The sequence below is a fragment of the Streptomyces sp. DSM 40868 genome, assembly GCF_011820545.1.
GTDB classification, from domain to species: domain Bacteria; phylum Actinomycetota; class Actinomycetes; order Streptomycetales; family Streptomycetaceae; genus Streptomyces; species Streptomyces eurythermus.
The window spans coordinates 8270198-8289942 of the sequence record NZ_CP050504.1 but is presented as its reverse complement, the minus strand read 5'-3'; the positions used below and the strand labels follow the sequence as shown (position 1 = coordinate 8289942).

General features: G+C 72.0%; 19 protein-coding genes and 1 CRISPR repeat array. Of the genes, 7 read left to right on the top strand and 12 right to left on the bottom strand.

Annotated elements, in window-relative coordinates; translation table 11 throughout:
• Positions 1-8: 8 nt before the first annotated feature.
• From HB370_RS37250 to HB370_RS37240, 3 genes are all read right to left on the bottom strand, one after another.
• Positions 9-878: an IS5 family transposase gene (locus tag HB370_RS37250; RefSeq protein WP_030786891.1), complete on the bottom strand. Its 870-nt coding sequence runs from the start codon at positions 876-878 to the stop codon at positions 9-11.
• Positions 879-942: 64 nt separating this feature from the next.
• Positions 943-1398: a CRISPR direct-repeat array (repeat unit 29 nt; unit sequence GTCCTCCCCGCCGACGCGGGGGTGTTCCG).
• 291 nt (positions 1399-1689) lie between these two features.
• Positions 1690-1878, bottom strand: a complete 189-nt coding sequence (locus tag HB370_RS37245; RefSeq protein ID WP_030786894.1) for a nitrilase-related carbon-nitrogen hydrolase — start codon at positions 1876-1878, stop codon at positions 1690-1692.
• A 53-nt stretch (positions 1879-1931) separates the two neighbouring features.
• Positions 1932-2504 carry a GNAT family protein gene (locus HB370_RS37240; protein WP_030786897.1) on the bottom strand — a complete coding sequence of 191 codons (573 nt, stop codon included), beginning with the start codon at positions 2502-2504 and terminating at the stop codon, positions 1932-1934.
• Positions 2505-2744: 240 nt separating this feature from the next.
• Between HB370_RS37240 and HB370_RS37235 the strand changes: the two genes are divergently transcribed.
• Positions 2745-3620, top strand: coding sequence for a phosphotransferase (locus HB370_RS37235; RefSeq protein WP_244406075.1), 876 nt, complete (start codon positions 2745-2747; stop codon positions 3618-3620).
• A gap of 78 nt (positions 3621-3698) precedes the next feature.
• Here the strand turns inward: HB370_RS37235 and HB370_RS42225 are convergent, their stop codons facing one another.
• The 3 genes from HB370_RS42225 to HB370_RS37220 all read right to left on the bottom strand — a co-directional run bounded on the left by HB370_RS42225 (position 3699) and on the right by HB370_RS37220 (position 6414).
• Positions 3699-4118, bottom strand: a complete 420-nt coding sequence (locus HB370_RS42225) for a DUF3566 domain-containing protein (protein ID WP_244405778.1) — start codon at positions 4116-4118, stop codon at positions 3699-3701.
• Positions 4119-4718: 600 nt separating this feature from the next.
• The gene (locus tag HB370_RS37225) at positions 4719-5675 is read right to left on the bottom strand and encodes a DUF4331 family protein (protein ID WP_030786903.1); all 957 of its coding nucleotides are present in this window, start codon (positions 5673-5675) and stop codon (positions 4719-4721) included.
• Positions 5676-5841: 166 nt separating this feature from the next.
• Complete coding sequence (locus HB370_RS37220) at positions 5842-6414, bottom strand: dihydrofolate reductase family protein (protein WP_030786905.1); 573 nt, start codon at positions 6412-6414, stop codon at positions 5842-5844.
• Between the two features lie 271 nt (positions 6415-6685).
• On the opposite strand from HB370_RS37220, the gene HB370_RS37215 reads away from it, so the two are divergent.
• On the top strand, positions 6686-7429 hold the full coding sequence (locus HB370_RS37215) for a class I SAM-dependent methyltransferase (RefSeq protein WP_051815940.1): 744 nt from the start codon (positions 6686-6688) through the stop codon (positions 7427-7429).
• Positions 7430-7474: 45 nt separating this feature from the next.
• On the opposite strand, the gene HB370_RS37210 is transcribed toward HB370_RS37215, so the two are convergent.
• The 3 genes from HB370_RS37210 to HB370_RS37200 form a co-directional block, all read right to left on the bottom strand.
• Positions 7475-8515 (bottom strand): LacI family DNA-binding transcriptional regulator, encoded by a 1041-nt coding sequence (locus HB370_RS37210; protein WP_030786910.1) that lies wholly within the window; start codon positions 8513-8515, stop codon positions 7475-7477.
• A gap of 84 nt (positions 8516-8599) precedes the next feature.
• Positions 8600-10348, bottom strand: a complete 1749-nt coding sequence (locus tag HB370_RS37205) for a discoidin domain-containing protein (RefSeq protein WP_030786915.1) — start codon at positions 10346-10348, stop codon at positions 8600-8602.
• A 62-nt stretch (positions 10349-10410) separates the two neighbouring features.
• Positions 10411-11484, bottom strand: a complete 1074-nt coding sequence (locus HB370_RS37200) for a DUF1996 domain-containing protein (RefSeq protein WP_030786918.1) — start codon at positions 11482-11484, stop codon at positions 10411-10413.
• A 203-nt stretch (positions 11485-11687) separates the two neighbouring features.
• On the opposite strand from HB370_RS37200, the gene HB370_RS37195 reads away from it, so the two are divergent.
• Positions 11688-12089: a helix-turn-helix domain-containing protein gene (locus HB370_RS37195; protein WP_030786930.1), complete on the top strand. Its 402-nt coding sequence runs from the start codon at positions 11688-11690 to the stop codon at positions 12087-12089.
• Positions 12090-12552: 463 nt separating this feature from the next.
• Here HB370_RS37195 and HB370_RS37190 read toward each other — a convergent pair whose 3' ends face one another.
• Complete coding sequence (locus HB370_RS37190) at positions 12553-14031, bottom strand: MFS transporter (protein WP_078637630.1); 1479 nt, start codon at positions 14029-14031, stop codon at positions 12553-12555.
• 354 nt (positions 14032-14385) lie between these two features.
• Between HB370_RS37190 and HB370_RS37185 the strand changes: the two genes are divergently transcribed.
• The gene (locus HB370_RS37185) at positions 14386-14757 is read left to right on the top strand and encodes a helix-turn-helix domain-containing protein (protein WP_051815943.1); all 372 of its coding nucleotides are present in this window, start codon (positions 14386-14388) and stop codon (positions 14755-14757) included.
• An 839-nt stretch (positions 14758-15596) separates the two neighbouring features.
• Positions 15597-16226, top strand: coding sequence for a TetR/AcrR family transcriptional regulator (locus HB370_RS37180; protein WP_051815946.1), 630 nt, complete (start codon positions 15597-15599; stop codon positions 16224-16226).
• A gap of 245 nt (positions 16227-16471) precedes the next feature.
• On the opposite strand, the gene HB370_RS37175 is transcribed toward HB370_RS37180, so the two are convergent.
• Entirely contained in the window at positions 16472-17521 is a 1050-nt protein-coding gene (locus HB370_RS37175) for a LysR family transcriptional regulator (protein WP_078637631.1), read from the bottom strand.
• A 182-nt stretch (positions 17522-17703) separates the two neighbouring features.
• On the opposite strand from HB370_RS37175, the gene snpA reads away from it, so the two are divergent.
• Together snpA and HB370_RS37165 are read left to right on the top strand one after the other, a co-directional pair.
• Positions 17704-18393 carry a snapalysin gene (snpA, locus tag HB370_RS37170; RefSeq protein WP_030786945.1) on the top strand — a complete coding sequence of 230 codons (690 nt, stop codon included), beginning with the start codon at positions 17704-17706 and terminating at the stop codon, positions 18391-18393.
• Positions 18394-18552: 159 nt separating this feature from the next.
• Positions 18553-19059: an NUDIX domain-containing protein gene (locus tag HB370_RS37165; protein ID WP_030786948.1), complete on the top strand. Its 507-nt coding sequence runs from the start codon at positions 18553-18555 to the stop codon at positions 19057-19059.
• 34 nt (positions 19060-19093) lie between these two features.
• Here the strand turns inward: HB370_RS37165 and HB370_RS37160 are convergent, their stop codons facing one another.
• Positions 19094-19726 carry a TetR/AcrR family transcriptional regulator gene (locus HB370_RS37160; RefSeq protein WP_030786951.1) on the bottom strand — a complete coding sequence of 211 codons (633 nt, stop codon included), beginning with the start codon at positions 19724-19726 and terminating at the stop codon, positions 19094-19096.
• Between the last annotated feature and the right edge of the window lie 19 nt (positions 19727-19745).

The following is a 19745-nucleotide window of genomic DNA, read 5'->3' as shown; positions in this document are numbered from 1 at the left end:
GATCACAGTCACTCGTTGATGGCCGCGACGAGGACGGTCGCCTCGTAGCGGACCGCGAGCTTGTCGTATCGCGTGGCCACGGCCCGGTGCCTTTTGAGACGATTGATGCCGCACTCGACCGCGTGCCGAGCCTTGTAGTCCTGCGGGTCGAACTGCGGCGGCCGACCACCGCGCGAGCCGCGTTTCTTGCGGTTGCGGGCCTGGTCGACCTTGTCCGGGATGGTGCAGCGGATCCCGCGCCGCCGCAGGTAAGCGCGGTTCTTCCGGGAGGCGTACGCCTTGTCGGCGCGCACGCGATCTGGCCGGGTGCGCGGCCTGCCCGGCCCAAGACGCGGGACACGGACCTTGTTCAGGACAGGCTCGAACTGTGGGGAATCGCCCCGTTGCCCGGCCGTGATCACGATAGACATGGGCTTCTGGCCCTGCTCGACAGCCAGGTGCAGCTTCGTGGTCAGGCCGCCACGCGAGCGCCCGAGCCCATGGTCGTCCGGCTCGACGGTGACGCCGCCGGGCGGTTCCTTCTGCAGTTCCCCCTTTTTCCTCGCCCCGGCGCCGTGCTGGTGGGCCCGGCACACCGTGGAGTCGACGTTGATGTCCCAAGTGATCAGCTGTTTCGCGTCGGCCTGGGCCTGCAGCGCGGTGAAGATCCGAAACCAGGTGCCGTCCCGCTGCCACCGGCGGAACAGGTCGTACGCCCGACCCCACGGTCCGTACTCGGCGGGGAGGTCCCGCCACGGGATGCCGGTGCGAACCCGGAACCGTATCCCGTCGATCAACTGCCGCCTGGCCCACATCGGCGGCCGTCCAGGCCTCTTGCCCCTCGGCAACAGCGGTTCCAACACCGCCCATTGCGCGTCCGTCAGATCTCCCCGTGCCATGGCCCAAGATCATCGCACGGTGAAGATCCACTTTCGATACACGCCCTAGTGCGCCTAGGAAACGGTCCTCCCCGCCGACGCGGGGGTGTTCCGCACCTGCTGGCCGCCTGATCCGAGAGGACATCGTCCTCCCCGCCGACGCGGGGGTGTTCCGCCGGCCCGGGCACCAGGCCGACAATGACGGCGGTCCTCCCCGCCGACGCGGGGGTGTTCCGACCGCGGTCGGGCGGGTGGCGACCGCGTTCGAGTCCTCCCCGCCGACGCGGGGGTGTTCCGAGGGGGCGGCGTGCAGCCACTTCGTGGTCTCCGTCCTCCCCGCCGACGCGGGGGTGTTCCGGACCAGGACGAGGAGCCCGAGGACGAGCCGACGTCCTCCCCGCCGACGCGGGGGTGTTCCGTACGAGAACCTCCAGCGCGCGCTCTCCGTCGAGTCCTCCCCGCCGACGCGGGGGTGTTCCGCTGGCGCCGTCGTCACCGTCGATCGTGTACGTGTCCTCCCCGCCGACCCGGAGGTGTTCCGCCGTGGAAGGGCCACCACGCAGGGCGACACCAGACCACATTGGCTGCCCCAAACGGCCAGCCCGCATCAGTCACTCAGCGTGTCCACCGAATTGATGGGCCGGGAACACGCTGCCACCGGGAACTGGTCTCGGCGACGGATTCCCTGGGGAGAATCTGGGGAGTATCCGCGTCGCTGGGGAGCGCGTGGGGAGAATCGACCACACAAGACGGCACGCCCGTGAAAGACGCTGAAAGACACAACTCCCCTGGCCAGCAGTGGGAATGGAGGAATCACCGCAGGTCCGCGCCCCTAACCGGACAACTTCTCCGGGAAGACCACGAGGCGGGCCCCGGCCCGGGCGGCGTCCTGGACCATGGCCGCCACGGTGGCCACGTTGGCCTCGACATCGCCGGCCTCGGCCTGCGCCTGTGCGGCGGCGATGCGGAGCGGGCGTGAGGGGAGCGGATGGAGGCTGTGCTGGGCTGCGTGTTCTGTCACGGGCCTTCACCCTACCGCCGCGCCTCGCTCTCCTGTGTGTGAAGGGGCGGACCTCAGCCACCGGCAGCGCGGCTCCTCATCGCGGCATGCCATTCCCGGTCGAGGATGGCGTGCACCACGGAGTCCCTCCACACTCCGCCCTTCAGGACGTGCTCCCGGATGACGCCCTCTTCGACCATGCAGGCGGCCGCCATGGTGCGGGCGGACGCCTCGTTCCGCGGAGACCGCGCGCCCCAGATCCGGTGCAGGCGCAGGTCCTCGAAGCCGAAGCCGAGCAGCAGCCGCACCGTCTCGACGCCGTAGCCGGCACCCCAGGAACGTGGGCGCAGTGCGAAGCCCATGGTGGCGCCCCGCTGTTGATGAGGATCGAGGGCCAGCCGTGCGAAGCCGACGAGTTCGGACGTCGCCCGCTCGATGACGGCGAGCGCGTATTCCGCGCGCGGTGTCTCACCGGCTGCGGCGATGGACCGCGCCACGATCCGGTCGACCTGTTCCCGGCTGCGCGGCTCGAACGACAGGTGTTCCGTCGCCTCCGGGCTGCCGTAGACGGCCAGCACCGCGGTCACGTCCTCGGTGCTCAGTTCCCGGAGGGCCAGGCGGGTGCTGGATCGGTTGACCGGATACATGCCCCGACTCTACCCACCGGCCCCGGGCCGGCCCGGGGAAAGCCCCGGGCCGGGTTCCTTCTGGCCGCCGGGGGCCGTGGCCGCGTAAGGTGCGCGGGTCGTGCTGGAGGAGAGGCGGTCGGTCACGTGACGTTGACGGTGCTCACGCGGGAGCGGTTGGCAAAGGCGGCGCGGGCCGCGCTGGGCGGCGGGCTGCGGCTGGCGGGAGTCGAACGGGTCACGGGCGGCAGCAAGAAGGGCGTGTACCGCCTGGTGATGGACGACGCGACGACCGCGATCGCCTACCTGTGGGACGACGCCGAGAACTACTGGCCGGAGGCCGAGGGCGACCACGACCTCACCGACCCGTTCTCGCCGGGGCTCGGGCTCGACCTGTTCGAGGCCGCGCACGCGCGGCTGACCGCGCTCGGCGTCCGTGTCCCGGCGATCCGCCTGATCGACCGCGGCGCCGGCGACGGTTCGGCCGGCCTGGCCGTCGTAGAGGACCTGCCGGGCGAGACGCTGGAGCAGTTGCTCGCCCGGGACCCTTGTGCGGCGGCACCGGTCATGGCCCGGCTCGCCGAGGCGCTGGAGGCGATGCGCCGGCATCGCGCACCGGCGTACGGCAAGGTGACCGTGGTCGACCAGGGCGGTATCTCGCGCGGGTCGTCGTGCGAGGAGGTCGTCCTGGCCCGCGCGCTGCGGGACCTCGCCGAGGCGGCGTCGCGCGACCCTCGGGTCGCGGCGGCCCGCGACCGGCTGGCCGAGCGGCTGCTGCGTCTGGCGGGCGCGGTGCGGCCCCGCGCGGAGTACGCCGTCGTGCACGGTGAACTGGGCCCCGATCACGTCCTGGTGGACGCCGACGGGAACCCCGTGCTGATCGATGTCGAGGGCACGATGTACTTCGACGTCGAGTGGGAGCACGTCTTCCTGCGCCTCCGCCTGCGCGAGGCGTACGGACCGCTGGCGGTGGACGGACTGGACGAGGACCGGCTCGCGCTGTACCTGCTGGCCCAGCGGCTCTCCCTGACGGCGGGACCGCTGCGCCTGCTCGACGGGCACTTCCCCGACCGGGCGGCGATGGCGGGCATCGCCGAGCACAACCTGAACGAGGCCCTGGCACTGCTCCGCGACTGAACGCTCCCGCGCCGGGCCGGCTACCGCCCCGTCGTTCAGGCCGCACGACGAGCCAGCCCGTACGACAATCGGTCCGATCTAGTCCGTACGGCGATCGCTCTGTGTCCGAGCCGGGATCCGTGTACGCAGACGGCGGCGGGCCCTGGCCATGAGCAGCACGGTCCGCACATGGGCCGGGGGCGGTCCGGTCAGGGCCTCGGTCACGGCTATCTCGACGCCGCCGCTGTACTGCGCCGACAGGTTGTAGAGGAAGGCGCCCAGCGTCACCAGGCCGGTGCCGAGGACGACTTCCACGGTGACGACTCCGACCGCGACGGCCAGGAAGGTGCTGAACGCGGGCAGGACGTCCGGCGCCATGGCGTTCAGCATGATCCAGGACACGCCCGCCGTGGCGACCACGAGCACACCGAGCCCGGCCAGCAGGAGGAAGCTCGTCACCATCACCGACCAGGGATCGGCCTCCGACAGACGCAGCCGTATCGGCCGCCGGCCCGACACGGGCGCCCCACCGCCGGACACCCGCCGGCTCCAGGGACCGGACACCGGCCCGGACCGACCGGCACCGGCGGCGACTCCGGGGGCAGGAGGCGGACTCGGCGGACTCGGCGGCCCGGGCGTCTGCGGGGATCCGGAGGGACCGGCGGAACCGGCAGATTCTGTAGAACTGGCAGAACCGGCAGGACCGGCAGGGACAAGGTGCTCCGGGGCCGTGCTCGCGCCCTCGGGGAGGCCGGGCCGCTCCGGCGGTACGGACTCCCCGTCGGGTATCGGCCCCCCGTCGGTCCCGTCTGGCGGCACCGCGCGCCGGCGTCCGGTCGGCCCGGTGTTCGCGGAGGGGCCGGAGCCGCCGTCCTGCCCGGGTGTCGTCCGTCCGTGGAAGGTGCTGCTGGGCCTGCGCTTGGCTCGGCTCATGCCTGTCTCCCTGACTGGCCCGGCAGCCGGGCCGTGCCGTCCACGCGTCGAACGGGCCATGGCCGACCGCCAGGCGGCCTCTGGGGCCTGCTGGTCCGTGAATCCGACGGTATCGACACTTTTGCCCGTATGCACCCGCGAGTGGTACGCCGGAGGCACCACAGGACAGAGCCGGACCTCCGTCCGTCAGCCGGTGTGGGGGACGCCGAGGTAGGGGAAACCGGGGAGCAGATCGGTGTGGGGACCGATGTGGTCGGTGGTGACCTTGCCCGCGGTGAGCATGGCCAGCCGGGCGGAGGTGACGTCGTCGGTGAGGGTACGGCCGTTGGGGTAGGCGGTGGGTTTGCCGCGGTCGAAACGCAGGATGTCCGGCAGCACCGTGCGCAGGGCCTGCTCGGCCGACTGCTCGTCGTAGCCGCCGAAGTGCTGGAGCACCGCCACCCAGGGGGCGCGGTAGGTGTCCCAGTCGTCGGCGGGCTCGCCCGCGTTGTAGGCGTCCTTGACGTCGTCGGCGTTGAAGTAGGCGGTCAGAGAGGGGTGGGCGCCGCGGTCGACGGACTTCAGCCGTCCGTCCTGGCGCACGCTCACCCGTGCCCACACCCCGATCACGGGGCCCGTGCCCAGTTCCGTGTGCGGCATCTCCAGCACGATGCCGAAGACGTTCTTGTCGGCACCCCAGTCCACGCCGGTCCACTGGAACTTCTTGACGATGCCGTCCAGGTCGGCGAAGAACGGGTCGCTGCGGAACCCGGCGAAGAAGGTGTACGGCCCGGACTCGGCCACCCGGGCCTCGGTACCGAGGCTCACGGGCACGTCGGTGAAGAGCGTCCGCCCGGCGGCCTCGGGCTCCCGCGCCTGGTCGCCCTCCGCCCGGTGGACGGTGACGGTCTGCCGCCCGTCCTCCGGCGGGGAGAACACGAAGCTGAACGCCACGTCGGCCCGGTGATCCCCGTCGGTGTCCACATCGATGCGGTAGACCGCGTCCGGGTGGAAGGCCTGGCCACCGGTCGGTGCGACCGGGTTCACGTTCATGATCAGCACGGTCCGGTCGCCGGGCACGGTGAAGACGAACAGGTCGGTCAGGTCGAGCCGGGCGTCGTCCATGGGCGAGCGGAGGTCGGGGCCGCTGAGGTGGTGAGACATACGCCGAGCATCCACACGGGAATGTGCCGGGGGCGGGTGGCGCGGCTGCGCCCTGCTGAAAATCACGCAGTCGGCGTGCTGCGACGGGGCGCTGCGCTGTCCGGGTGATGCGGCGGGCGGCGCCGGAGCGGGCTCCGCCGGGGCCGGGTAGTCGCAGGGGTGCGGGTCAGCGTACGACGTCGAAGACGTTCTTCTGGATGCCGTTGGCGTAGGTCTCGTGCTCGACCAGCTTCAGCTTCTGGGCGTCCTTGTCCGTGGCGCTGAACAGCCGCTTGCCCGCGCCGAGCAGGAGCGGGAAGACGAGCAGGTGGTAACGGTCGATGAGGCCGGCGTCCGAAAGGCTCCGGTTCAGGGCGGCACTGCCGTGGACGATGATCGGACCGCCCTCGGTGGCCTTGAGCGCGGCGACCTCGTCGAGGGAGCGCAGGATCGTCGTGTCGCCCCAGTCCGCCACCAGGCCGGCCTCGGTGAGGGTGGTGGACACGACGTACTTCGGCATCTCCTTGTACTCCGCGAACTCCGCCATGGCGGGCCACACCGGGCTGAACGCCTGGTAGCTGACCCGGCCCAGCAGCATCGCGGTGGCCTGCCGCTGCTCCCGGCCCTTGATCTCGAAGGCTTCGGGCAGGAACTCGACGTCCTTGAAGGTCCAGCCGGAGTTCCGGTAGCCGGGCTCGCCGCCCGGGGCCTCCACCACACCGTCGAGCGAGACGAAGGCGGTGCTGATCAGGGTGCGCATGTGGGTTCCTCGGTATGTCGTCATCGGTTGTCGCGGCTGACGATGGTGACAGCCGTCGCACATGGTTCACGATCTTTGACCGTGGAGCACGCGAAAACTCATCGGCCGGTGTACGGCACGAGTCGCGGCCCCCGTCAACAGCCGCCGGCCGGACGCGCTGCCGGGGGAATTCACGCCACCGTGCGGCCCGGTGGCGGCGTCGTGTGCCAGGCTGCCACCGACCGTGCCGCTTCACCCGTCCGGGCCCGTTTCAGTGCAGGAGGCACCGCCCTTGACCGCCGACGAAGAGCCGCTTGGCTGGGACACCACCACCGTGGCCGAGGCCTACCGGGACCGCGACATGCGGCTCGCCGAACGGCTGATCTTCCCCGCCGTGCTGCGCCGGCTCGCGGGGCGGGCGGGGCCCGGCCGGCTGGCCCTGGACGTCGGGTGCGGCACCGGCGCGGTCGCGGCGCGGCTCGCGAGCGCCGGTGAGTGGGAGGTCCAGGGTGCCGATCCCTCGGCGGACATGCTCGGCATCGCCCGCGCGGACCGCCCCCACCCCCGTGTCTCCTACCGGTTGTTCGACGGCCGCACCCTGGACTGGCTCGCCGACGACAGCGTCGACGCCGCCGTGTGCTGCCTGGTGTACTGCACCGACCCGGACGACGAACGGCTGGCCGCCCTCACCGCCGAGATCCGCCGGGTACTGCGCCCCGGTGCGCCGTATCTGCTGGCCGACCTCAATCCGGCGGCGACCGGCGTGGCCTTCTCCACGCTGCGCCACGGGGAGCCGGGGGCGGTCTACGGCGACGGCGACACCGTGCCCACGCTGCTGCGGCTGCGCGACGGCACGATGATGACGAGCACCACGTACTACCGCTCCCTCGACCGGTACCGGCGCTTCCTGGCCGAGGCCGGTTTCCCCTCCCCCGCCGTCGAGCTGCCCACGCTTCCCGCCGCCGGCCCGGGTGCCTCGGCGGTCCCGGCGGAGATCCGGACCGCGCCGTACATGGTCCTGGCGACCCACGCGTGACCCGGCCGGCTCCCGGTGCGCGGCCGCGCGCGCCGGCGGGTGGTGTCAGGCGGATTCCCGTACGACCAGCCGCGGGTCGAACAGGACCGACGTGGGCTCGGTGCGGGTGCCGTGGATGTGTTCGTCCAGCAGGCGGGCCATCTCGGCGGCCATGTCCTCCACGGGCTGGCGCACGGTGGTCAGGTGGGGGTGCCGGTCGACGGCGGCCGTGGAGTCGTCGAAGCCGACGACCGCGACGTCCTCCGGCACCCGCCGGCCGTGTTCCCGCAGCGCCTGGCAGGCGCCGCGGGCCATGAGGTCGTTGGCCGCGAACACCCCGTCCACGTCCGGGTGTTCGGCGAGGAGGCCGGTCATGGCCGCGACGCCGCTGTCGTAGGTGAAGCCGCCCTCGGCGACGGGGACACGGGCATGGCCCCGCCGGACGAGGGCGTCCCGGAAGCCGGCCAGCCGCTCCCGGCCGGCGGGGACCGCGAGGGGACCGGAGATGGTGGCCGGCCGACGGCAGCCCCGGGCGAGCAGGTGTTCGGCGGCGAGCCGGCCGCCGTCCCGGTGGGCCAGATCGACATGGCTGAGCGGGACGTGGCGGGCGGGACGGGCGAACAGGACGGCGGGCAGCGACGCGTCGGCGAGGAGCGCGGGCAGCGGGTCGTCGGCGTGGCTGGAGACCACCAGAGCGCCGTCGGCCCGGCCCTGTCCGAGGTAGGCGAGCACCTCCTCGCGGGCGGCGGCGGACTCGGCGAACATCAGGACCGGGTGGACCGAGCGGGGGCGGAGGTAGCCGACGATGCCCGCGACCACCCGTCCGAAGAAGGGGTCGGCGAACACCCGGGCGGCGAAGGCGGCTTGGGCCTCCTCGGAGGTGTCCCCGGCGCCGGAGACCACCAGCGCCACGGCCTCGGCCCGCCGGGTGACCAGGGAGCGGGCGGCCCGGTTGGGTGCGTACCCGGTACGCCGGATGGCCTGGCGGACCAGCTCCTGGATCGCGGGGTCCACGTTGCGCACGCCGTTGACGACCCGGGAGACGGTGGCCCGGGAGACGCCGGCCTCCCGGGCGACGTCCTCCAGGGTCGGGGCCTGTCTGCTCATGTCCCGCACCCTAACGGCCCGTCGGGCGGCGGCGGTAGAGCGCTCTCCCGGGTCCCGGTCCGGTCGTCGCGCGCCGGGTGGCGGTCAGCCGTAGACGCCGAACTCGTACAGCGAGTAGCCCCAACCGGTGCCTCTGGCGGTGGCGTTGATGCGGACGTACCGGCCGGTGCCGCTCACGTCGAGGTCGTCGACGCCGCCGTTCCCGTCCGTCACGGTCCGCACGGTCCCCCAGGTCTGGCCGTCGTCGGAGGTCTGCACGGTGTACGCCTTGGCGTAGGAGGCCTCCCACAGCAGTTGGACATGGCGGAAGGCGGTGCGGGTGCCGAGGTCGACCCGGATCCACTGGGGGTCGCTCCAGTCGCTCGCCCAGCGGGTGCCCGGGTCGCCGTCCACGGCGTTGGCGGCGGGGCAGGGGCAGTCGCCGTAGCCCGGCTGGTAGGAGGAGGCCGTGGCGGGCTTTCCGAGGGCGAGGTCGGTGCCGTTCACCGGGGGCGGGACGACCCGGACGGACCGGGTCTCGACGCCTACGTTGCCGTGGCCGTCCTTGGCCTTCACATAGACCTTCCACACGCCGGGCCGGTCGGGGGCGGTCACCTTCAGCCGGCCGCCGCCGAGGTCGGTGAAGGGCAGCGAGGTGAGGTTCCGGTTCTGGTCGATGTACGCGCTGCTGTCCAGGACCTCGTAGCCGACCGGGTCGCCGTCGGGATCGGCGGCGCGGACGGACAGGGTGAGGTCGCGGCCGGCCGGGACCGCGCCCGCGTCGCCCTCGACGGTCAGGTCCGTGATCACGGGCGGGGTGTTGTCGTGCGTGGTGTCCCCGCCGTAGGCGCGTTTGACCGCGTAGTACGAGAGCCGTTTCTCGCCCGCGGGCAACAGGTTGAACCAGATGCCGCCGAAGTCGTACTCGGTGCCGTAGTGGAACATCGTGGCGCCGAGCGCGACGCCCTGGTGCCCGGTGACGCAGCCCCAGGCGCGGGTGTAGCCGTCGGCCTTGGCCCGGTCGGAGGGTTCGAGCGGCACTCCGTTGGCGTCGTCGGGCACCTCCCACTCGCCGGCCGGGCCGGTCTCGGTGACGATGTAGGGCTTGCTGTAACCGCCCTGCTCCCAGGCGGACTTCAGACCGCAGACGGCGTTGTAGGCGTTGACGGCGTACAGGTCGAGGTCGGGGGCGTTCTTCTTGAAGTAGGGCCAGGCGCCGGCCCAGGCGTCGGTGGAGGTGACCGGGTGGTTCGGGTCGACGGCGTGGATCTTCTTGGTGACGTCGTTGACGAAGGTGGTGTAGGCGTCGCGCTGGCGTTCCAGTTCGGTTCCGCTGTAGCAGTTCTGCAGACCGAGGACCGATTCATTGCCGACGTCCCACATCAGTACGCCGGGGTGGTCCTTGTAGGTGCGCACCCAGGTGGGGAACTCGTCGAGCACGCGGTTCTTGTAGGCGGTGTCGGTCACGTAGTCGACGCAGCCGCCGCTGCCGGGTCCGCCGCCGGGCTGGAGCCAGAAGCCGGCGATGACCTTGATGCCGTGCGCGGCGGCGGAGTCGAACAGCGGCTTGCTCGTGGCGTCGGTGCCCCAGGTGCGGATGGTGTTGACGCCCATGGACCTCAGGTCGGCCAGGTACCGGTCGGCGTCGGCCGGGGACGGGCCCCAGGTGAGGCCCTTGATCCGGTACGGCTGTCCGTCCACGGTGAGCTGCCAGGCGCCCTGACCGCCGGTGACCTTGACGACGCTGCCGGCCGCGTGCGCCTGGGCGGCCGGCAGGGCGGTGAGGGCGCAGGCGGCCAGCGCTCCCGCGGTGAGGGGCGCGACGAGGCGGCGGGTGCGGGGTGGTGGTCTCATGGCGGGGTCGTGTCTCCGGAATGTCGGCGGGCGTGGGGGGCGTGCGCTGATGTGGGGGTGCGTCAGGGCAGGCGGTAGTCGGCGTTCAGGGCGGCGCCGGCCTCGGGGTGGGTCTGGTCGTAGCCACGGGCGTCGCACTGGAGTCCGCCGACCACGCAGTGGTCCACCAGCGCCTTCAGCGTGCGCTCGTCCCAGGCGTTGAAGAAGTCGTAGTGGAAGCTGTGGCCGGTGCCGCTGGACAGCCGTACCCGGGACAGGTCGCCGTTGACGGGGAACGCCATCTTGAACTCGATCATCGGCAGGGCCACCGGATGCCCGGCGGGGCAGACGTTGTCGTTGGTGCCGGGCTTGACCACGGGGTAGGCCATGTGGTCGCGGTGGTCGGGGGTGTCCAGGTACTTGCCGTCCCAGCAACTGGGCGCCTGGAAACGGATGTTGAGCTGGACGTCGGCGCGGTCCGGGCAGGTGGCCGGGAACTCGGTGTTGAAGTAGCTGTCGCCGCACTCCCAGCCCTCGACGAACCCGGGGTGGTGACGGAAGGCGTCGGCGCTCTGCGTCGGGTCGCCGACGACGAACCTGAGGCCCTTGGGGAAGGGCCGCACGCTGGTGTAGTCGGTGACACCGGCCTTGTAGTAGATGGTCTGCGGGCCGACGGGCAGGACGGGCCGGTCCCCGTCGTACAGGGTGGGCATCCAGTAGCCGGACAGGTCCCCGGGGGCCTTGCAGGTGGTGCCGCCCGCGCTCAGCGAGGCGGTCGTACTGTACGCGTCCGTGGTGGTGTTGCCCATGAACGTGTGGTCGTGGGACGCGCCCGGCCGCTGCGGGTAGGCGATCGGATCGTCCGACTTGGTGTGGCTGACCGCGCAGTTGGCCTGGAACTCGTGGAAGTAGCGGTGCGGCGGGTTCCGGGTGGACGGGGTGACGCCGGTGACCGGCGGGACGGCGGGGATGTAGCCGTCGCCGTCGGGGTCCTCGGGGGAGGCTGCCGTCGATACGGCCGTGGTGTGGCCTGCGTGACCGGTTCCGCCGGCGGCGCGGGGGGCGGGTGACGCGGCGACCGTGGTGACGCCGAGCGAGGCCAGCACCACGGCGGCGGTGACCAGCGCACCCGGGAGGAACTGCGATCTCCGTGACATGGGGGCTCCTTGACGCGGGGAAGGAGGGGTCGTACGGAGGCGGTGGGAGAGCGCTCTCCCACGGCTGGAGTGTTGGGGCGGCGACGGGAGGGTGTCAAGGGAGACGACCGAACACGTCGACGACCGCGCCCTCCCCCGGACGCACGATGTGGGGCGGTGGCCGGTTTCGGTAACGTTGGCCCTCCGCGGAAGGAGGCACGTCAATGTCACGGAGTCCGGCCCGTCTTGCCGAGGCCATGCAGGTCGAGGCCTGCCCGGTCACCGAGGTGCTCGACCACGTCGCCGGCAAGTGGAGCATCGGCATCCTGATCGCCGCCGCCCACGGCCCCATCCGCTTCACCGAGATCGAGCGCGCCGTCAACGGCATCAGCCGGCGCATGCTCACCCTCAACCTGCGCCGCCTGGAACGGGACGGACTCCTCGTCCGCACCGTGTACCCGACCGTCCCGCCCAGGGTGGAGTACGACCTCACGCCCATGGCCCGCGAGCTGTACGCCTCGCTGACCGGACTGGTGGACTGGGCCGAGCGCCACCGTTCGGCCATCGCCCAGGCCCGTGCCGCCTACGACGCGGCGGAGGAGGAGCGGACGGCGGACGCGGTCTGAACGGGCGGGCGCCGGCCTGACCGGTGGGCGCCGTCTCAACCGGCGGGCCGGGGCCGAAGGGGCCGGCCCCTGGCGGTCGGACTGGTGCCGGCGGCAACTTCGAGACCCGGCCGGTGGTCACGGCAGGCCCTCGGCGGTCGGGTTGGTGCAGTCGCCGACGCCGCGTTCGACGCCGGTCAGGGCGTCATGCCACGCCTGCCGGGAGGGGCTCCGGTTCGGCGGCGGCCGCCCGGCCGCAGGTCCGGTCGCTGCGGGCGGCCAGGTCCCCCGGTACGAGCTTGTACTCCTGCGTGCCGACCGATTCGAGGACGACGGCGGCGAAGGCACAGCCGAGTTCGGCCGCGCGCCGGGGGAGACTTCGGGAAGCCCGGGCAACAGCCGCCCGCGACGGCGGGCGCGGGGCCGGACGGGCGGGGAGCCGAGCGGGGGATTTCCAGCCTCCCGGTGCTCGCCGTCCGGGGGTTCAGCGGGTCGCGAGGGCCCCTTCCTCTTCGCTGCCGGGCGCCGACACGGCGGCGGGTGCCGGCTGCCGCTTCAGGCCGAGCGTGACGAGCAGGCCGACGACCATGCCGGCCGCGGTGAGCATCACGACCAGGAACTCGCCGTCCGCCTGCGCCGCCTTCAGCGCCTGGCCCGCCTTGCCGTCCGTGCCGGTCTCGGCGATGACGGTGAAGAGCGCCAGGCCGATGGCGTTGCCGATGTTCAGCGCGGTCGAGGCGATGCCGTTCGCCACGCCCTGCTCCTGCGGGGCGGTGCCGGTGGCGGCGGCGATCCACATCGCGGTCCAGACGATGCCCTGGCCGACGCCGGACACGATCAGGCCGGGCACCAGCACGGCGTAGCTCGCGTCGGCGTCGAAGCCGAAGGCGAGGCCGGCCGTGCCGACGACACCGACGGCGAAGCCGGTGATCAGCGTGGTGCGGGTGCCGATCCTGCTGGCGAACCGCTCGCCGAGCTGGGTGCCCGTGGCGATCGCGAGCGACGGGATCAGGAAGCCGAGGCCGGTCTGCAGGGCGCTGTAGCCGTGCACGCTCTGCATCAGGACGGTGAGGAAGTACGGCAGGACGCCGAAGGTCGCCATGTAGAGGAAGGTGACGAGCATTCCCACGGTGAGGTTGCGGTTGTCGAACAGCCGGAACGGCATCAGGGGATCGGAGCCGCGCGACTCGGCCACGGCGAAGAGCGCGAGCAGCACGACGGCGAGGACGAACGCGCCGACCACCAGGCCGTCGCCCCAGCCCCGCTCGGGACCCTCGACGAGGGCGAACACCAGCAGCGTGGCACCGCCGGTGACGGTGAGGGAGCCGGGGAGGTCGCACTTGCGGCGCTCGGTGCGGGCCGGGTCGCGCGGGATGACGAACAGCGCGCACAGGGCGACCAGGCCGCCGAAGGGGACGTTGACGAAGAAGACCGACGGCCAGCCGAAGTTGTCCGTCAGCACACCGCCGAGGAGGGCACCGATGGTCAGGCCGCTGGCCCCGGCGCCGCCCCAGACCGCGAGGGCCCGGTTCCGCTTGGGGCCCTCCTCGAAGAGGGTGTTGATCAGCGACAGGGTGGACGGCAGCAGCAGGGCACCGGCGATGCCCTGGACGGCACGGGCGACGACGATGACCTCGGGGCCGGTCGCGAGACCGCCGGCCAGTGACGACACGGCGTACATCGTGAGGGCGAGGACGAACATCCGGCGCCGGCCGAGCAGGTCCGCCGCGCGCCCGCCGAACAGCAGGAAGCCGCCCGCGAAGACGACGTAGGCGCTGACCACCAGCTGCTGGGTCTGGCCGGGGAAGCCCAGCTCCCGGCCGATCTCGGGCAGCGCCACGAACACGATGTTCAGGTCGAGGCCGTAGAGCAGCTGCGCGAGGGCCAGCAGCGTCAGGATCCAGCCCAAGCGACGTGGGGCGCCGCCCGGGCCTCCTTGGTTCAGCGCTGATGCAGAGGACATGGCAGAAGGGCCCTTCCGGATCTGGTGGTGTGGTGCGTGGAGCTGTGGAACGTGCGCTCTCTCGTGGCTTGGAAGCCCGGGCGACGCGCCCGGCAGCCCGGACGACGCAACAGTACGACTGTTCGCATTCTTACGTACAGTGTATTGTTCGGCCACCTTAGTACAGTCGAACTATCGTGACCCTCCGACCGGTCCGGCCGGGCGGGCGCGCCGAGAGGAGATCCATGCGGACGATCAGCTCCCGAGGGGAGCCGGGAGGGGTGTCGGGACGGCGGCCCGGCACCCGCGAGAGACGCCAACGATCGCCAAGTGCCCAGGTGATGGAAAGTTTGAATATCGCGGTACTGTGGGAATATGAGCCGCCATCCAGACCGCGATCAGATCCGGATCGAAAGCGTCCTGTCCGCGCTGGGCAGCCCTGTACGACTCGCCGTCGTCCGTCTACTCGACGCGGGCGGGGAACACAACTGCGGCAGCGTCCTGGGGCTGCTGGGGATCACCGCCAAGTCCACGATGACGCATCACTGGCGCGTCCTGCGCGAGAGCGGTGTCATCTGGCAGCACCCCTCCGGCAGGGAGAACCTGTTGTCGCTGCGCCGCGACGACCTCGACGCGCGCTACCCGGGCCTCCTGGACGCCATCCTGGCGGGGGCCGACGGCGACGAGGCGCTGGAGAAGGCCCGGCGCCTGATGTCCGTCGGCGGACGGGACCGCTCCGCAACCTGACCCGCGCATCCGGGACCGGCCCGGCCGACGTCTCCCGGGCGGGCCAGGGCACGGTGGAGGCGTGGCCCGCCGGGCGGTTCTCCCACCCTTCCGGGCAGCCGCACCTCACCGCAGTGGACGGCCGGCCGTTCGAGCCGGCCGAGGACGGCCCGGCCGCGCCCGCTTCACCGGTGCGGCGCAGGTCGAGCGCCCAAGGAATGCCCGACAGCGAGGGGTTGGCGGCCACGTCCGCCGCGAAGTCCAGGATGTGTCTCCAGGCCGGACGAGCGGTGACGGACGCAGGTATGCGCGCCCGCACACGGCGCTCCCCGTCCGCGCAGCAGGACTCCTCCAGCAGCAGGCTCCAGTTCACGGGCACCCAGCCGGCCTCGGTGGCCAGGAAAAGCCCGACGCCGGCCGGCAGTTCACCGTCCGGCCCAGATCGCATGTCGAAACCTCTGCCCCTGGCATCGGCCGCACCGATGTGCGGTGCGGTACTCAATGCTTATGCGCGATCAGCCCCGAGACGAAATACCTTCTCAAACGTCAATTTCCGGGGAGCCGTTGATGGCTTTCCAACCTCTCCCCGGCACCTGCGGGGACACCCCCGGTGGCGTCGACGCCGCACCGTCCGGCCGGGCCGGTCGGGCGCCCCGTGCCCGTTGAGCCGTGAGGGACGGAAGTGATTCGGCCAGCCGGCCGCGCCTTGCCCTGTGACCGGCGCACCTTCCTTATAGGGGAGGCAGCAAGCGGTGTCGGTTTCGGACAGCTCATCTCACTCCGCTTGTGGGCCCCGCGGCGTTAAGAAAGGATTTCTTGGGGGTGATTTGTCGAACCATTCCGGAGCACGAAGGGGCACCGTGATCAAGCAAGACAGAGCACGCAGGACTCATGAGTCACTGCTCGACGCGGCAGCGGGAGAGTTCGCCCGGCATGGGTACATGGGTGCGAATCTGCAACGTGTGGCACAGGAAGCCCATATGACAAAGGGCGCCTTGTACGCGCACTTCGCGTCGAAGCGGCTCCTGGCCAAGGCGCTGACCGGACCCTTCGAGCAGACATGGCAGGAACTGCTGGCGCAGGTCGAGCAGGGCCCTGCCGCACCGATGGAGAAACTGCGCCTCCTCGCCGTCAGGCTGGCCGAACGGCTGCAGACGGATCTGCGTTTCCGCGCCGGGTTCCATCTGTCCAGCGAGGCCGCCCGCGCTCACGGCCGGCTGCCGCGGGTGGCCCAGGACCTGTGCGACACGGTCGCGACCCTCATGACACAGGCCCGCCGGCAGGGACAGCTGACGGGGGCCCAGGATCCCGAGCGCATGGGGAAGTTGCTGCTGGCCCTGATGTTCGGCGTCTACTACTCGACGCCCGAATGCCGGATGGATCGGTTCAGCGAACTCCTGTGCACGGCATGGTGGCAAGCGCTGAGCGACGGACAGCCGACCCTGCCCGTCCGGCAGCAGGACACGCCCACCCCCTGCCATCAGGCCTAGCGGGGGCACGGCACCCGGGAGGCGGCCATCCGCGGGCGGTCCCCGGGGAGGTGGCCGGCGAGATCCGCCGGGCGCCCTCCCGGCGGGCCGGGCCGCTCCGGGCGCATCACCCTGGGCCGCTCTCTCTGATGAGCAGATGGACATGATCCGGCTCGCCGCCCTCGGTCGGCCTCCTTACGCCGGCCCGAACAGAAGCCGCCCAGCACCGGCGCCGCAACGGACCGTGGCCCCCGCCCGAGGTTCGGCTAACCCGCGTGCGCGTCGGCCGCCAGGGGCCGCGGCCTGCGGGCCGGTGGTGTGGCCGGGGCCGGGTGGTGCGTGGGCGGGCGGTCCGGCACACCGAGGGTCACCGGTCCGCCGTCTGCCGCGTGCGCGCGCCCGAGCCATTCACGGTACGCCGGCGCCTCCCACGCCACCGTCCAGTAGGCCTCCTCCAACTCCGGGTAGACACCGTCCAGTTCCCGCTCCGTACGGGCCGCCAGCAGCAGCCGTACCCCGATCGGGTCGCCCTCCAGGGGACGGATCGCGAGGTCGGGACGCACGGGGGCGGTCGGCTGGCTGACCGTGACCACCTCGCCGATGGCGGCCAGCGAGTACGCGGTGAGGTAGTCGCCGTGCAGCATCTCGGAGTCGAGGCCCGCCGCGCGCAGCACCCGGCACAGGGCGTCCCACTCGCCGTCGACCGTGGAGTCGACCATCCAGCGGTCACCGGCCAGGTCTGCGAGCCGCACCCGGGACCGCGAGGCCGCCGGATGGTCCGCGGCGAGCGTGACGAACTGCGGTTCCCGCTCGACCAGCACCCGCAGGCACAGTCCGGGCGGCACCCGCAGCGGACTGCCCTCGACCTCGTGCACGAAGGCCATGTCGAGCCGGCCGGTCGCGACCATGCCCAGCAGCGCGTTGGCGGACACGCTCATCTGCAGCGTCGGCTCGATCCCCGGGCGGCGGGCCCGCAGCAGTCGCAGCCAGCCCGGGATGGCCCTGCTGGCCGTGGCCCCGAGGCGCAGTTGGAACCCGCCGGCGGCACGGGCCGCCGCCGCCCTGGTCTCGGTGACGATCGCCGCGAACTCCGCCACCAGCGGCCGGGCCCGGCTGAGCACCGCCAGCCCCAGCGGGGTGGGCCGGCAGCCGGTGCGGGCGCGTACGAAGAGCTGAGCGCCGAGCGCGCGCTCGATCCGCCGTAGCTGGGTGCTCAACGAGGGCTGGGCCAGGCCGAGTTCCCGGGCCGCTTTGTGCAGGCTGCCGGTGTCGGCGATGGCGCAGAGCACACGCAGATGTCTCACCTCCAACTCCATGGGGGGAGCGTAGGGCGGCACGGAACCCGACACCAGATGTTCAAGTTACAAGGAAAGCGGACGAGTCGGTCGGCGATAGCCCGGTGCTATCCCCAAGTGCCATCATCCCCCGCCGTGTTGGGCTGCCCGAGACTCACTGGCAACCGATCGTTCAACCCCACAGGACGAGAAGGAGCCTCCCCATGGCGTCGTTCCGAAACAGCACCGGGTCCAAGAGCACCAGGAGACTTCTGGGCCTGGCCCTCGGCCTCGGGCTGGCCTCCGCCGCGCTCGGCACCGCGAGCCCGGTCAGCGCGCAGGACACCGCCGCGGCACCCGCCCGTACCGTAGCCGCCGGCTACGTGGGCAGCGCCGAGGACGCCGGTACCAAGGCGTTCTTCGACGCCGTGATGAAGTCGGTCGCCAAGCGGCAGGCCGAGCAGCCCTCGCTGAAGGCGGTGACCGTCTACTACAACGCCTCCCAGGCCCCGAGCTTCCGCACCCAGATATCGAGTTCCGCCTCGATCTGGAACAGCTCCGTGTCGAACGTGAAGCTCCAGGCGACCTCCAGCGGCGGCGACTTCGCCTACTACGAGGGCAGCGACTCGCGCGGGTCCTACGCCTCCACCGACGGTCACGGCCGCGGCTACATCTTCCTGGACTACGCGCAGAACCAGCAGTACGACTCCATCCGCGTCACCGCCCACGAGACCGGCCATGTGCTGGGCCTGCCCGACCACTACAGCGGGCCGTGCAGCGAGCTGATGTCGGGCGGCGGCCCCGGCCCCTCCTGCACCAACCGTTACCCGAACGCCACCGAGCGCTCCCGGGTCAACCAGCTGTGGGCCTACGGTCTCGCCAAGGCTCTCGCGCAGGTGAACAAGGCGGACTGAGCACGAGGGAACACACGGGCCGGCTCCCCGGCGGCCGGCCCGCCACGGACCGCGGCACGGAACCCGCGGTCCGTGGCACCGTGTCGCCGCGGCCCACGGATCTCCGGAGTGAACGGGCGGGGCCCGCGTACCGGAAGGCCGTGGATAGCATCGGCCTCCATGACACCGACGAAGCGGCGAACGTCCCGTGTTCTCCTGGTCGATGACCGCGATCGCCTCCTTCTGCTGTGCGGACGCGATCCGCGCCGGCCGGGAGCGCGCTGGTGGTTCACCGTCGGCGGCGGCGTGGAGGACGGGGAGGACTATGTGCGGGCGGCCGTGCGCGAGGTGCGGGAGGAGACGGCACTGGTTCTCGCCGCCCACCGGCTGAGCCCGGTGGTGTGGACCCGGCAGGCGGTCTTCAGTGTGGACGGCCACCGCTTCGACCAGTACGAGGAGTACCGCCTGGCCCGCGTCACGGCCGTCGAGGCGCGCGAGGTCGAGGTCACCACCGAGGAGGCCCGCTACGGACACCACTGGTGGTCGCTGGACGAACTGGCCACGACCGAGCAGACCGTCCGCCCGAAGCGGCTGGCGTCGCATCTGAGCGCCGTGCTCGCGGCCGGCGAGCCCCTTCCGGCGCCGGTGCACCTGGGTGACTTCGACGAGGACGCCGACTCCGGCTGACACACTCCCCGACAGCGCACCCAGGCCGTCGCGGCTACGGGGCCGACCGCGCCGGGCACGGGCCGAGCAGGCGGTCCAGTGCCCGCCGGGTGCGGTCGGTGGCGTCCGGTGCCGCGAAGAGCTGGATCTCCTGGTTCAGCGCCATGAAGAGGCCGATCAGCTCGAACACGACCTGGTCCGGATCGGTGTCCGCCGGCAGGTCGCCCGCCGCCACCGCCGTACGCGCCTCCGCGGCCAGCCGGCGCCGCCACACCCGGGACATCCGGGCCACGGCCTCCCGGACGGGGCCGCCGCGGGCGTCGAACTCGATGGAAGCCGTGGTGAAGAAGCACCCGCCGGGGAAGACGGCACGCCCGGCGTCCAGGTCCAGGTAGGCGATCCACGCCTCGCAGACGGCCCGCAGCCGGGGCAGGCCCGGCCGCACGTCCGCCGCGGGCTCCCACACCAGGCGGGAGAACGCCGCCGCCGCGCCCTCCAGAGTGGCCAGCTGAAGGGCCTCCTTGGTGCCGAAGTGCCCGAGCACACCGGCCTTGCTCATCTTCAGGTCGGCGGCCAGCCGCCCGATCGTGAGCCCTTCGAGGCCGTCCCGCGAGGCCAGGGCGATACCGCGCTCGACGATGCGCTGCCGCGTCCTGCGGGCTTCGGCTACGGAACTGCGAGGGCTCATACCCACCATCGTAGGCGAG

Excerpts from the sequence above, each read along its gene's own strand:
- HB370_RS37210 (WP_030786910.1), bottom strand. The coding sequence starts at position 8,515 with ATGAGCAGACAGGCCCCGACCCTGGAGGACGTCGCCCGGGAGGCCGGC.
- HB370_RS37250 (WP_030786891.1), bottom strand. The coding sequence starts at position 878 with ATGGCACGGGGAGATCTGACGGACGCGCAATGGGCGGTGTTGGAACCG.
- HB370_RS37225 (WP_030786903.1), bottom strand. The coding sequence starts at position 5,675 with ATGTCTCACCACCTCAGCGGCCCCGACCTCCGCTCGCCCATGGACGAC.
- HB370_RS37195 (WP_030786930.1), top strand. The coding sequence starts at position 11,688 with ATGTCACGGAGTCCGGCCCGTCTTGCCGAGGCCATGCAGGTCGAGGCC.
- HB370_RS37205 (WP_030786915.1), bottom strand. The coding sequence starts at position 10,348 with ATGAGACCACCACCCCGCACCCGCCGCCTCGTCGCGCCCCTCACCGCG.
- HB370_RS37185 (WP_051815943.1), top strand. The coding sequence starts at position 14,386 with ATGAGCCGCCATCCAGACCGCGATCAGATCCGGATCGAAAGCGTCCTG.
- HB370_RS37240 (WP_030786897.1), bottom strand. The coding sequence starts at position 2,504 with ATGTATCCGGTCAACCGATCCAGCACCCGCCTGGCCCTCCGGGAACTG.
- HB370_RS37200 (WP_030786918.1), bottom strand. The coding sequence starts at position 11,484 with ATGTCACGGAGATCGCAGTTCCTCCCGGGTGCGCTGGTCACCGCCGCC.
- HB370_RS37190 (WP_078637630.1), bottom strand. The coding sequence starts at position 14,031 with ATGTCCTCTGCATCAGCGCTGAACCAAGGAGGCCCGGGCGGCGCCCCA.
- HB370_RS37160 (WP_030786951.1), bottom strand. The coding sequence starts at position 19,726 with ATGAGCCCTCGCAGTTCCGTAGCCGAAGCCCGCAGGACGCGGCAGCGC.
- HB370_RS37220 (WP_030786905.1), bottom strand. The coding sequence starts at position 6,414 with ATGCGCACCCTGATCAGCACCGCCTTCGTCTCGCTCGACGGTGTGGTG.
- snpA (WP_030786945.1), top strand. The coding sequence starts at position 17,704 with ATGGCGTCGTTCCGAAACAGCACCGGGTCCAAGAGCACCAGGAGACTT.
- HB370_RS37165 (WP_030786948.1), top strand. The coding sequence starts at position 18,553 with ATGACACCGACGAAGCGGCGAACGTCCCGTGTTCTCCTGGTCGATGAC.
- HB370_RS37175 (WP_078637631.1), bottom strand. The coding sequence starts at position 17,521 with ATGGAGTTGGAGGTGAGACATCTGCGTGTGCTCTGCGCCATCGCCGAC.